The 14269-nt window shown below is 32.1% G+C and carries 10 protein-coding genes and 1 pseudogene; 10 read left to right on the forward strand and 1 reads right to left on the reverse strand.

Going from position 1 to position 14269, the window contains the following annotated elements:
* Positions 1-318 precede the first annotated feature (318 nt).
* The 3 genes and pseudogenes from ACUN26_RS09125 to ACUN26_RS09135 form a co-directional block, all read left to right on the forward strand.
* Positions 319-1023: a 4'-phosphopantetheinyl transferase family protein gene (locus tag ACUN26_RS09125; RefSeq protein ID WP_000701206.1), complete on the forward strand. Its 705-nt coding sequence runs from the start codon at positions 319-321 to the stop codon at positions 1021-1023.
* The gene (locus ACUN26_RS09130; protein WP_001172928.1) at positions 1010-1732 is read left to right on the forward strand and encodes a thioesterase II family protein; all 723 of its coding nucleotides are present in this window, start codon (positions 1010-1012) and stop codon (positions 1730-1732) included. The genes ACUN26_RS09125 and ACUN26_RS09130 overlap by 14 nt, the downstream gene beginning before the upstream one ends.
* A 186-nt stretch (positions 1733-1918) precedes the next feature.
* Positions 1919-1993 (forward strand): annotated as a pseudogene (locus ACUN26_RS09135) (short-chain dehydrogenase); the annotation flags it as partial.
* A gap of 101 nt (positions 1994-2094) precedes the next feature.
* Here ACUN26_RS09135 and ACUN26_RS09140 read toward each other — a convergent pair.
* Entirely contained in the window at positions 2095-3237 is a 1143-nt protein-coding gene (locus ACUN26_RS09140; protein WP_000659273.1) for an anion transporter, read from the reverse strand.
* 953 nt (positions 3238-4190) lie between these two features.
* Between ACUN26_RS09140 and ACUN26_RS09145 the strand changes: the two genes are divergently transcribed.
* The 7 genes from ACUN26_RS09145 to ACUN26_RS09175 all read left to right on the forward strand — a co-directional run bounded on the left by ACUN26_RS09145 (position 4191) and on the right by ACUN26_RS09175 (position 13785).
* On the forward strand, positions 4191-5615 hold the full coding sequence (locus tag ACUN26_RS09145) for an alanine/glycine:cation symporter family protein (protein ID WP_000440274.1): 1425 nt from the start codon (positions 4191-4193) through the stop codon (positions 5613-5615).
* Positions 5616-5739: 124 nt separating this feature from the next.
* Positions 5740-6720 (forward strand): glutaminase GlsA, encoded by a 981-nt coding sequence (gene glsA, locus ACUN26_RS09150; RefSeq protein WP_000588656.1) that lies wholly within the window; start codon positions 5740-5742, stop codon positions 6718-6720.
* Between the two features lie 233 nt (positions 6721-6953).
* Positions 6954-8270 (forward strand): sensor histidine kinase, encoded by a 1317-nt coding sequence (locus ACUN26_RS09155; RefSeq protein WP_000584808.1) that lies wholly within the window; start codon positions 6954-6956, stop codon positions 8268-8270.
* Between the two features lie 4 nt (positions 8271-8274).
* Positions 8275-9219, forward strand: a complete 945-nt coding sequence (locus tag ACUN26_RS09160) for a response regulator (RefSeq protein ID WP_000274082.1) — start codon at positions 8275-8277, stop codon at positions 9217-9219.
* Positions 9220-9902: 683 nt separating this feature from the next.
* A complete protein-coding gene (locus ACUN26_RS09165) occupies positions 9903-11477 on the forward strand; it encodes a spore germination protein (protein WP_000119238.1) in 1575 nt (524 codons plus the stop codon).
* A gap of 26 nt (positions 11478-11503) precedes the next feature.
* A complete protein-coding gene (locus ACUN26_RS09170; protein ID WP_000628602.1) occupies positions 11504-12595 on the forward strand; it encodes a spore germination protein in 1092 nt (363 codons plus the stop codon).
* Entirely contained in the window at positions 12592-13785 is a 1194-nt protein-coding gene (locus ACUN26_RS09175; RefSeq protein WP_000790846.1) for a Ger(x)C family spore germination protein, read from the forward strand. Before ACUN26_RS09170 ends, ACUN26_RS09175 begins: the two co-directional genes overlap by 4 nt.
* Positions 13786-14269: the final 484 nt, after the last annotated feature.

Genomic DNA, 14269 nt, shown 5'->3' on the forward strand with positions numbered 1-14269 from the left:
AACTGCAAATAAAGTGTAGGCAATAATGAATATATCAAGAGTATTACTTTTTAAGAGGATAATGCAAAAAATAATTGATAGAGACATAGAAGCCTATATGAGTTGCTCATAGAATGATGTAAATGCTCTCCATTTTTTGTAATAGAAGCTAATGCTTTGATGATATTACTGAGGAAAGGTGTATATTTTCATTGATATGTAAATATACACCTTTTCTATTGTATTTGCAATTTAATAAAGTTAATTTGAATTTATGTAACGCACATATATGAAGCCATCCTTTAAAAAAGGAAGTGATTTATCATACACATTCAAGCTGTGAAAATACCAAAGAATATTGAAAGTCATTTGTTTAAGCAACTTAGTAACTTGGTTTCAAATGAGAAGAAAGAACGAATGAAGCGTTTATTAAACTCATGCGACATTAATAGGACCCTGATAGGGGATTTACTAATCCGATCTCTAATCTGCCAAAAGTATAAAATTAATAATGAAGAAATTAGATTTATATATAATGAGTATGGAAAACCTTTTGTTGAAAATTTTTCTGACTTTCATTTTAATCTGTCACATTCAGGAGAATGGGTGGTTTGTACTACTGCTAATTTTAATGTGGGTATTGATATAGAAAAGGTTTCAGAAATAGAGGCTTTTAAATTAGCAAATGAATTTTTTTCAGAGGAAGAATTTTATGATATATCTAATTTGAATTCTGATGAACAAATTAATTATTTTTATGATTTATGGACATTAAAAGAAAGTTATATAAAAACGATTGGAAAAGGGCTTTATATCCCGTTAAATTCATTCTCTATAAAAAAAGAGTCACGAACTTTAATTTCATATAAGTATATACCTCAAAACTTTTACTTTAGACAATATAACATTGAGCCAAATTATAAGATATCTGCTTGTGCAACAAGTGATGAATTTCCGCAAGAGATAATAATTAAAGACATTTATACAATTTGCCAAAATATATACAAATTTGAAAGTAAGGAGAAAATCAATGCAGAAGACTAAACTTTTTTGCTTTCCACATGCTGGGGGATCTGCGTTTAGTTACGCAAAATGGAAAAATTGCTTTAATCCATATATTGAGGTAGTCCCGATAGAGTTAGCTGGTAGAGGATATAGAATTGAAGAAAACTTGTACCAAAGTATGGAAGAGGCCGTAAATGATGTCTACAATAATATAGTTATGCAGATAGATGATTCGCCCTACATTCTATTCGGGCATAGCATGGGAAGTTTGATCGCCTATGAAGTAGCCAGAAAAGTAAAGGACTCTAAAAACGTATCGCCTGAATTTCTTGTTTTGTCCGGTAGAAACCATCCAAATAGTAAAATAAAAAATATCCGATATAATCTTTCTAATGAGCAATTTAAAAGAGAAGTTATTGCAATGGGAGGTACACCATCCGGGGTACTTCAATCAGAAGAATTAATGGAGATTTTTCTCCCAATTCTAAGAGCAGATTTTAAGATTGTCGAGACATATATTCATGATAATAATATACAACCATGTGATATTGATTTTCTTATATTTAATGGGAAAGATGATGAATTTACTACATACGATCAAGTAATAAAATGGAAGCAATATACAAGTAAAACGTGTACTTTTCATTCTTTTGAAGGTAGTCATTTCTTTCTAAATGAAAATATTGAAGAAATAGCAAAGAGTATTATAGGAAAGTTAGATTCTAAAAGATTATTAACTAGTTTTTAGAGGTTTTCTAAGTATACTCATGGCTAAGAAACAAAAATATTAAAGATAAAGAATACAGGCACTGCTGAAATATCTTTGAATAGAGGCAGGGCATTTTAAACTAACTGTTCAAAGGTAGGTATTGATGGAATTTTAAGTAAAATATATGAAGTGACTTTAGTTTAAGTTGACTTTACCTGAAGGTGAGGTTTTCTTTCATCATCAGATAGTCGTTGGATAACTGGTGAGTTAATTGATGCAAGTGGTGGATCTTGCATATAATGCTAATTGTAAGTACTATGTACTTTAAAATCAAAAATTTCTCAATTTAATGTTGAGAAATTTTTGGTTTTATTATTCTAGTAGTAATCGCTTTTTTAAAATTATAGAAATTTAAAGATAAAGTATTGTATACATGTAAGTATGATTAAAAATGAAAAGTTGTAAATGCTAAATTTAATTAAATATGCCTTACTCTCTTTAACATTGGCCTGAATGAATAGTTTATAGGAGATTACACTGGCTAAAGATGCGATAATTGTTCCGAGCCCTCCAATATTTACTCCTAGTAATAAAGCTTTCCAATCAGAAGTAAAGTTTGATAGAAGAATTGAAGTAGGAAAATTGCTAATCAATTGACTCAAAAATATGGAACTAAAGAAGACTGAAGTATCTCCTCTTAAATTAGCGCGAGCAAATGTCTCCAGCGCATCCGAATGGGAAATGTTTCCGATAAAAATAAAAAAACAGACAAAGGTTATTAGAAGAAAGTAATCGATCTTAAATAGTAAGTTTCTATCTAACGTAAATGCTGCCATCAATGTGACTATTAGCGCAATGTAATAATTAATAACACCAAAAATAGATGCAATGATAGTGATAAGTATCAAAATCCAGACGGTAGCTTTTTTTCGATTTTTCACGGTAATAACAGGTAGTTCTATTTTCAAATCTGTTTTTTGAAGTTTTTGAGTAAATATAAATAACAAACTAATTCCAAGTACAGCTAAAAGCAGGATTGAACCTAAAAATGGGATGAGCTTAATTCCATAGTAAGAATAAAGGTATAAATTTTGTGGGTTTCCCATAGGCATCAAGCTACTACCGATGTTTGCCGCAATTGTCTGCAGGATGATTGTATCCATCATGTTCATGTGTGTTTTTTTACTAATGACAAGTGTTATTGGTACAAAAGTGAGGAGAGCAACATCATTTGTTACAAACATGGAGCAAATAAAGCATAACAAAATTAGAATAATAGATATTGACCTGCTGTTATTGCATTTATTTAAAATAGCAACGGCAAGTTTGTCTAATATCTTTAGCTGTTCAAAGGCCTTAATGGCCACCATTAGATTAAATAAGCTAATTAACACTTCAAAGTTAATATATTCGATCTTTGGCGAATGTATTAAGCAGCTTACAATTGCTAGTATCAGTGAAATGGTAAGTACTAAATCCTTTTTTAAAAATTCGAATTTCATAAGGAGTCTTTTTTTATTTTGAACGAATACTATTTCTTTCACAATACACCACCTGTAATCTATGTTAGTAAATATACGTTTTTGGGGATAACTCGATATTGCTAGAAAAGAGGATGTCATAAGGTCCTAAATAAGAGTTTTGTAATGTTTCATCCCTTCAACAAAATCCTTTTTTCTTGGTTTCTTTAATGTTGTAAATATGTGCAATATAGACGAATCCAACTAGGGGGATTAATTGAGAAAACAAATGTTTTTTGTATGATACCATAAATAAATTAAATGTTTTATTTTTAAAATATTCTTACAATATTCTGTTGATTCTTGATTTCAAATACTTTATAAGAAGTTCTAAAAGAGAAAAAGTATGCATGTTTTTATGAAGAAAATAGAGGCTTGTCAAAGGATAGGTAGAATAAAATCTGCGACGTTTGGATACTGTATAAAATTCACAAAATCTCAGTGTTTTTTAGATGAAAAAAACTTAAAATATTTTTTTGTTTTTATAAAAATCTGTACTTTTTCGTAACATTCTGTACTTTTAATTATAAATTAAAGACAAGGTTTTCTTAGTTGAATAGTGAAAGCGCTTTATAGATTTTTCGCGAAGTTTTTACCTAGCCTATTTTTGAGATTAGTAGTGGGAAAGGAGGTATTTCCATGTTCTTGAGACAATTAACAAAAAACCACTTAATCACTATTGATTATTATGATTTAAATCACCGGTAAACGAAACAAACATAATAGTACAACAATGTTAGTGGATAAAAATATTAGTTTGCAGAAAGGGGTAGAGCATCCGTTTGTATAAGCGTTAAGTACTTCAAAATTTCAGTTTTACGGTTACATGTTGTGATGTTTGCTTAAACAGGCCAATCCGATTAATATAGAAAATTTTTATCCTTGTTGTATTTGAATATAAAAGAGGTATTTATACCAGGAAATATAGGTGATTTTATATAGATTATGATATACAAATTTTGGCATGGAGTGATGATATGGAAAGGCTTTTTGTAGACTTAGTTGGATCAACAAATGATTTTTTATGGTCTAAATTGTTAATTATTATGCTTGTTATTTGCGGAATTTATTTTACATTTAAATTGAATTTTGTACAGTTTCGAATGTTAAAAGAGATGGTCCGTGTATTAATGGAGGGGAAAAGTGGTTCTAAAGATCAAATCTCTCCTTTTCAAGCGTTTTGTATTGGTATGGCAGCCCGCGTTGGAACAGGGAATATCACAGGAATTGCGATTGCAATTGCATTAGGTGGTCCTGGAGCTGTATTTTGGATGTGGATTATTTCTATTATTAGCTCGGCATCCAGTTTTGTCGAAAGCACATTAGCACAGATATATAAAGTAAAAGATAAAACTGGTTTCCGCGGTGGTCCATCCTATTATATGGAAAAAGGGTTGAATAAACGTTGGATGGGAGTATTATTCTCTATTTTAATTACAATTACTTTTGGTCTTGTATTCAATTCAGTACAATCAAATACAGTTACAATTGCTTTTCAAAACTCATTTGGTACAGATCGTCTAACAGTTGGGATAATCATGGCCATTGCTTTCGCTGCGATTATTTTTGGTGGTGTACAACGTATTGCAAAGATGGCTGAATACAAGGTGGTGTTTTTAGCGGTATTATACATTGGAGTTGCATTATTTGTTGTAGTTACCAACATATCAAAAATGCCGGAAGTTCTTTCTCTTATTGTTCAAAACGCATTTGGTTTTAAACAAATAGCAGGCGGTTCAATTGGTGCAGCACTTATGAATGGAGTTAAACGCGGTTTATTCTCAAATGAAGCTGGTATGGGAAGTGCACCAAACGTTGCCGCAACAGCAACAACAAGTCATCCGGTGAAACAAGGACTGATTCAAGCATTTGGTGTATTAACGGATACACTGATCATTTGTACTAGCACTGCCTTTATTATTTTGCTGTCTGATGCATATAAACAACCGGGGTTAAATGGTATTGCACTTACACAAGCAGCATTAAGTGAACACATAGGTCCTTGGGCATCGGGTTGTCTTGCTATCTTTGTTTTTTTATTTGGATTTGGTGCGTTAATTGGCAACTATTATTATGGTGAAACAAATATTCGCTTCTTACATACAAGTAAAGTGTGGTTAATGATATACAGAATAAGTGTGTTGGCTATGATTGTATTTGGTTCTGTTGCAAAGATTCAAATTGTATGGGATTTAGCGGACTTATTTATGGGCTTTATGGTTATTATTAATTTAATTGCTATTACCTTACTTTCAAAAGTAGCATTTGCGGCGTTACAAGATTATATAAACCAGAAAAAAGCTGGTAAAGATCCTATTTTTTATAAAGAAAACATTAAAGGGCTTGAAAATATTGAATGTTGGGATAGGTATGAGAAAACTTCAAAAAAGAAAAGTGTGTAATAAGAAGGATATTCAGACTGAAATATGTCTGAATATTTTTCTTGGTTCTAGTGCAAAGATTATTGATTATAGTAAAGGAAAAATCATTCTATATAAAGTTAATAGTACGGGGGAATATTATTAAATGATAAAGGATTCTAGCGTTCAAGTTGAGGGTCAAGAAAAAGTTTGCTTAGATCAATGGGTAGCTCATTATAGAACGTATGCAGCTAAGGGACGAAGCGCCAGTTATATTCCCGCTCTGGGGGAAATAAATGTATCGCAGTTAGGTATTTGTATAGTAAAGCCAGATGGAACAATGATAAAGTCAGGAGATTGGGAGATACCTTTCACATTACAAAGTATATCAAAAGTAATCGGTTTTATAGCCGCTTGTTTAAGTCGCGGTATTTCTTATGTATTAGAACGAGTTGACGTAGAGCCAACTGGAGATGCCTTTAATTCAATTATTCGTTTAGAGATACATAAACCAGGAAAACCTTTTAATCCTATGATTAATGCTGGAGCGATTACGATAGCTTCACTTTTGCCAGGGACATCGGTGCAAGAAAAATTAGAATCTTTATACGTATTAATTGAAAAAATGATAGAGAAGCGTCCCGCTATTAATGAAATAGTATTTCAATCAGAATGGGAAACGGCTCATCGTAATAGAGCATTAGCATACTATTTAAAGGAGAATGGTTTTCTAGAATCAGATGTGGAGGAGACACTAGAGGTTTACCTAAAACAATGTTCGATTGAAATAAATACAGAAGATATTGCCTTAATAGGGCTTATACTAGCACATGATGGATATCATCCTATTCGCAAAGAACAAGTGCTCCCTAAAGAAGTAGCTAGGTTAACAAAAGCTTTAATGCTTACTTGTGGAATGTACAATGCTTCTGGAAAATTTGCTGCTTTCATTGGATTACCAGCTAAGAGTGGGGTATCCGGTGGAATTATGACACTTGTTCCCTCAAAATCTAGGAAGGATTTATCGTTCCAAGATGGATGTGGTATTGGTATTTACGGACCAGCCATTGATGAATATGGGAATAGTTTACCAGGAATTATGTTGTTAGAACATATTGCAAAAGAATGGGATTTAAGTATATTTTAAAAAGGAGCACAGATATTTTGGTGTTAGAGCGAGTCCAAAAGTGTTCAGACCTTATATTGTGTCTGAACATTTTTGAGTTATAAAGTATCTTTCTAAAGTAGAAGAGTGTAATGAATACTCACAATCTATAATGCTTTCGTTTATATCTTATTTATCAGTTTTTGAAAAAAATAGAGTAAGTATTGTATTAATGCAAATAGGTTTGTATACTGACTGTTAGGCGAAAGTGAGAAGTGATTATTTTGAATCTTAGTAATTTAGTAAAAAAAGACATCTATATTCTCGTTTTAATGATACTTACAGTACCCTTAGTAGGTGAAATAAAGTCATTTCCCTTAAATGAAACATTTAGAATGAGCTTTGGTGCACCAACATTTTTCTTTTTTTTGTTATTATTTCGACGAGTTCCAGCATTTTTACCGGGTTTTTTAACAGCGATAGTCGTGGTAGTATTTCGTATCTCAATGGATGTCATTATAAAGGAAAATATGGATTGGCTAGCCGCTTTTCATACTCACTATCCTAGTTTTTTCTTTTATTTTACTTATTCGTATCTCTTTCATTTAGCAAAAATCAAACGTTTTTATCATCAACCACTAATGATTGGTTTTATTGGTTGCATTATTGAAATACTGTCAGACTGTGTGGAATTAATGATTCAATATTTCGTATTAAAAACATCAATCACATCCGAGGCAATAAATGAGATCATTGTTATCGCATGTTCCCATAGTTTTATAGTTCTAAGCTTTTTCAATATGATGAAATTGTATGAAGCGCAATCAAGGGAGAGACACATAAAGAAACAAAATGAACACATGCTCATGCTTATCTCTAATTTATATGAAGATGCTGTTCATTTAAAAAAGACCTTACAAGATGCTGAGAATATAACAAAAAAATCCTATGATTTATATAAAACCTTAGACTCTTTTGAGCACAAACAGATGGATTTTCAGTTTGGGGATTTAAGGCAACAGGCATTACAAATTGCTGGTGAGGTCCATGACGTTAAAAAGGATAACCAACGTATTTTTGCGGGACTTTCAAAACTAATTTCTGATGAAAGTTTTACAGATTATATGTCTGTACATGAACTAGTAAATATCATTATACGGGCAAATACGAAATATGCACGGTTGCTAGAGAAAGACATCCAATTTGTGTATAAAATTGAGGGTGTGCATCCTCATTATCATATTTACACAATCTTATCTATTATAAATAATATCGTTACAAACGCTGTAGAAGCTATCCAAGGTATGGGAACCATCACAATTGACATTAATAAAGACCAACATTTTGTTGAATTTCAAATAGGCGATAATGGTCCCGGTATTTCTTCAAAATATAAAGATTCAATTTTTGAACCTGGGTTTACTTCTAAATATGATGATTTAGGCAACCCATCGACAGGTATCGGATTATCGTATGTTAAAGAAATGGTCGAACAACTTGAAGGTGATGTTACGCTTGAGGACAGAACCGAAGGAAAAGGATCAATTTTTATAATTAGATTAGGAATTGATCATATAATTTCGAAAGGGTGATTCTATGTATTTTTATATAGTAGATGATGAAAAAGCGGTTCGCTCAATGTTGGCTCAAATTATCGAGGATGAGGATCTTGGGGAGGTTATAGGAGAAGCTGAGGATGGTTTATCTTTAGAGCAACAAATGGTAATCCTTAAAAATATAGACATTTTATTTATCGATTTGTTAATGCCGATTCAAGATGGAATAAAAACAATTCGTCAAATAAAACCTTCGTTTAAAGGGAAAATCATCATGGTCTCTCAAGTAGAATCAAAAGAATTAATTGCTGAAGCTTATTCGCTTGGTGTTGAATACTATATTATTAAGCCAATTAACCGGATTGAAGTATTAACAGTTGTTCGGAAAGTCATTGAACGAATTCGTTTGGAAAAATCGATAAAAAACATTCAAGAATCGCTTAATATGGTACTAAAATTGGATAGTAATTCAAGTGCGCAAGAAAAATACCGTAATGAAAAACATTTAAATACTTTCAATCATTTTCAAAATTCCATTCATTTTCTTTTGTCTGAATTAGGAATAGCCAGTGAAAGTGGAAGTAAAGATTTAATGGATATGCTGGATTATTTATATAAATATGAACAAGATAACACGTTGGAACAAGGCTTTCCCTCACTAAAAGAGATTTTTATGAATTTGGCTCAAAAAAAACTTGGGGATTCAGCTGAAGATGCCGAATTAAAAAGGTTCATAGAAGCTTCCAAACAACGGATTCGGAGAGCTATTTATCAATCATTAAACCATTTAGCATCCCTTGGACTTACTGATTTTTTAAACCCGAAGTTCGAAAATTATGCTTCTAGATTTTTTGATTTTACTACAGTAAGGAGAAAGATGACAGAATTGAATAATGAACCAACATTACCTGCTCGTATTGATACGAAAAAATTTATTCAAGTTCTTTATTTTGAAGCAAAACGAATACACTTGGAGTTAAGATGATAAATTTTTGCTAATTATTATTTTCAATTGATAGATTGATAATTGTTTTAATTATATTTTTTTATATAGTTTTTCTTTTTATTCTCCTTTATTTCATATTAGTTTTAAAATCAGAAAATTCCGTATCGATTCGGTAGAAGTGTATGAACTTAGAACAAAAGAATATGTATTTTTTATTTTTTAAACTTTAATATTTATTAAAAAAAACGAGTATTTCCAAAATAAAATATGAATACATAGTAAGTTGAATTAAAAAAAAGATGCTATCTTCTAGCATCTTTTTTTCTTTAAGAGGAAATATCATTAATCCTTATATTATTTAAAATTCAAATGTGGGCATATAAATAAAGAAAAAGGAGATAATATCTAACAAATTATAATTGAAAATGGTATTTTAAGTAAGAAATGTTTTTATATTAACTAGGTTATTGGTACTAAATAAGCATAATGTCTCGCTTTTCTGCTCTTTAATCTTATAGTTATTTTTTATTAAGTACATACCGTTCTTTAAAAATCTCAATCCTAGCAGAGTATATAAATTGGGTGATAAAAATGTGGAACATAATTACTTCTTATCTTCCAGATTGGAAAGTCTTTGTACAAGCTTTTATCTTGTTTTTAATTCCGTATACTATCTCAAGATTTTTTCATTGGGTTCGTATGTCAGAGAAAGAGTGGGAAGAATGAGTTGGTGGAAGTCAAGAGACAAACAAGTGAAAAAAAACAATATTCAAAGTAAAACGAAACAAGAGCATAAAACTTCTCAAAATACAATCGTTCATTTCACGAATGATTTTGCCTCTAACTTAGAACTTATAAAGCAACAAATCGGACATAATTCTGATGTTCGCTTTCGGAAGTTTAATATTGGACGCACAGATATTCAGGCTGGGATCATTTTTGTTGAAGGTCTATCAGATAAAGAGATAATTGACAAACATATTATGAAATTATTAATGGATGATTTTTCTGACGAATATAAAAATGAATCTTCTTATGTGGAGGGGACTTTTTCAAAGGAATATATTAAAAATAAAGTTCTTACAATTAGTGAAGTAGCAGAAGTCCATTATATAAAAGATTTAATATCCAAAGTATTGATAGGTTCGACAGCTCTTTTAATTGATGGCTTAGCAGATGTGTTTATTCTTGGTACAACAAAAGCAAATAAACGAAACATTGAAGAACCAGTATCGGAGGCATTAGTCAGAGGGCCACGGGTCGGTTTTACTGAAGTATTAAGTGATAATACCTCACTTTTGCGAAGGCATTGTGCAGATGATAATTTATCATTAGTAAAGCTACCAGTAGGAGAACGTGCAAAGAAAGAGTTAGTTGTCGCATTTATTAAAGATCTTGCTAGTACAGAATTGGTGGATGAAATAAAAAACAGAATTCAGAAAATTGACATAGACAGTGTACTCGAATCTGGTTATATAGAGCAACTCATTGAAGATAATTATCTAAGTCCTTTTCCGCAGATTCAAAATACAGAACGACCTGATCGTGTTATTAGTGCTTTGATGGAAGGTCGAGTAGCTATTTTGTTAGATGGAACACCATTTGTTTTAATTGCTCCAGTTACATTTAGCATGCTGCTGCAATCACCAGAAGATTATTATGAAAGGTGGCTTCCTGGTACGCTTCTCCGCTTATTACGCTTCATGACAGCTTTTGTTTCATTATTTGCTCCAGCACTGTATATTTCTTTCATTTCATTTCATCCAGGATTAATTCCCACTAAGCTCGCTATTTCTATTCTCGGATCGCGAGAAGGAGTTCCTTTTCCCGCTTTAATAGAAGCGTTAATTATGGAAGTAGCTATCGAAGTTTTACGAGAAGCAGGTTTACGTCTGCCTAAACCGATTGGACCTGCAATGGGAATTGTGGGCGGATTAATAATTGGTCAGGCTGCCGTAGAAGCAGGAATTGTTAGTCCAATAATGGTTATCGTTGTTGCGGTAACAGCTATTTCTTCTTTTACTATCCCGCAATATAGTGTGGGAATTACATTACGCATTCTTCGTTTTGTAGCTATGTTTTGTGCTGCGATATTTGGCTTGTATGGAGTTATTCTCTTCTTTCTTTTACTTTGCAGTCATTTAGTGAAACTGAAAAGTTTTGGCGTTCCTTATACTAGCCCTGCTGTTCCGTACCGATTTAGTGACTGGAAAGATTTTATGGTTCGCATGCCATTAAAAATAATGAGACATCGACCGAAAATAATGCATACCAAAAAAACTAACCGCAAAAGGTAGCTGATGACGAAAGGAAGTGGCCTTCAGTGATTACTATACCTAAAGACCGAATAACAACTTCGCAAGCAGTTGTTATTATTGTAAATTACATACTTGGAACAGGAATTCTCACTCTGCCCAGAGCATCTGTGGAAAAAGTGAAAACACCAGATGTATGGCTAAGTGTGATATTAGGTGGGATACTAGCAATGGTTTCAGGAGTAATCATGGTGAAATTAAGTCAGCAGTTTCCAGAAAAAACCTTTTATCAATACAATCAAGAAATTGTAGGGGAATGGATAGGCAGATTACTTAGTTTACTTATTATAGGTTATTTTCTTACAACCTCAGCTTTTCAAATTCGTTCAATGGCAGAAGTAATAAGCTTTTTTTTGCTCGAAGGAACTCCTACATGGGCCATTATTATGCCTTTTATGTGGATAGGTCTCTATTTGATTATGAGTGGTATTAACTCAATTGCACGGATGTTTGAAATAATATTTCCTATTACTGTTTTTATTTTTTTACTCATTTCCTTTATGAGTATCGGAATATTTGAGATAGATAATCTCCGTCCCGTATTAGGTTTGGGAATTAAGCCAGTGTTAGATGGGATAAAAACAACGTCTCTCGCATATACAGGTCCTGAAATTATGTTAATTCTTTTGGTGTTTATGGAACAACGAAATAAAGCAGTAAAAGCTATTTTAGTTGGAATTTCTATTCCGTTAATCTTTTATGTAATAACTGTTGTAATGGTCATTGGTGCATTATCAATTGATGGGGTTGTAACAAGAACATGGCCGACAATTGACCTTATGCGCAGTTTTGAAATTTCTGGTTTGATATTTGAACGTTTTGAATCTTTACTGCTTGTAATATGGATTATGCAAATATTTGCTACATATACAATTAGTTACTATGCAGCTGCATTAGGATTAGCGCAACTCTTTAAAAAGAGTATTCATCCGTTTATTTTTGCTTTGATTCCAATCATTTACATCATTGCTATGACTTCGAAAAATATAAATGATTTGCTTAAATTGGGGGATATGCTCGGTAATGCTGCTTTATTTTTGTTTGCTTTACTGCCACTGCTTCTTCTTATTATTACTCGATTAAAAGGAGGAGTAGTGTGAAAAATAAATTTTATTATATGCGGTTCTATTTGGCTTTGTTATGGACGCTTTTGCTTCTATTTTTAACAGGATGTTGGAGCAGTAAAGAAGTAGAAGAGTTGAGTTTAACTGCAGGTATAGCACTAGATAAAGGGAAGGATTCAACAATTGAGAAAGAGGATGAGGAAGGAGGTTATCCTAAAAGAAATCTTATAAAAGCAACTTATCAAATTGTCAGTTCGCAAGCACAAAGTAAAGGAAACGGACAACAAAAACGTTATATAAATGTTTCTGAGACCGGTGATTCCATTCATCAAATTGTTCGTGAGTTTTCATTGAAAAGAGAGAGCGCAATGTTCAGCCCACATTTAAAAAACATTGTTATTAGTGATAGTCTTGTACGTACATACAGTTTAGAACAATTACTTGAACAGTATCTCCGCGACAATGAAGTTCGGCTTAGCTGTATGATCTTAATTAGCAAGGGTCTAGCGAAGGAGGTACTGGAATCAAACAAAAAAGGAGAAATCCCAGCATTTCGTTTGTCTGGAATTGCAGATAATCGAAATAGAACAACAAGGATTTTACCTCCTGTATCGCTCGCTAAATTGGAAGGAAAGATGCGGTCAGGTTCCAGTTTTCTTTTGCAAAATGTAATCTCGATAAATGGGGAAACAAAATTTGCAGGAGCTGCTGTAATTAAAGGGAAAACAAAAAAGTTGATGGGTTTTTTAAATGAGCAGGAATTGGAAGGAGTAGTATGGATAAATGGAAAAAGGAATGGTGGTGTGGTAAAAACTTTTGATAAAGAATCAAAGAAGCTCATTATATACGAAATAAAGTCAATAAAAAGCAAAATCATACCACATGTTAATGGAAATAATATTTCCTTTGATGTAAACATTGAATCAGAAGGGCGTTTGTCTGAAAATTGGATGCAATCAGGAAAAGATTTTGAAAATGAATTTTTAAAAAGGGAAGAAAAAGCTATTGAAAAAGAAGTAAAGCACTTAGTACATCATGTTACAAAAAAAATACAAAAAGAATATCAAGTCGATATTGCGGGTTTTGGCAACCAATTAAGAATTAAACACCCGAGAACATGGGAGAAAGTCAAAAAAAATTGGGATCAAACATTTAGTAAGGTACCGATTAAATATCATATAAATGTAACTATACAAGATTATGGAGCGTCAAGTTTAAAACGATGAGATACCTTAATTGACATTATATTTGCATCAAAACAAAAAGTTATAAAAGTTTTAATTTGAAAATTTTTGTAACTTTTTGTTTTTTTATGTCCTTCTTATTATAGATTAAAGAAATGATTTTATCCAACTATTTGGCGGGCAGTAAGACCCCCACCTCAAAATTCAGCGAAAGCAAAGAAGTTAGGTGGGGGATCGACTGCCCGTAAAAGCCCGATTGGTTCAACTAATAATCAGTGGGGGATGAACAAAACCCCCACTGATTAAAGTTTCTCTTTATCCTATGCATTTCTTTTGCGCTATAAAGTAGATAACAACAGTTACTATTGGTGCTTTATTTAACGTTAGGAAAAAAAGAGGAATCGCTATATATCCTTTACTAGGTTGAATAGGAGGGAGTTTGAAGTGCAAGCGAAAGCAGTGCAAATAGAAGGGATTTTTGAAAATAAGTAATTATTAGAGGTATATGTAAGCTCTATATAGGAAG

The sequence above is a fragment of the Bacillus sp. WC2503 genome (assembly GCF_052682895.1).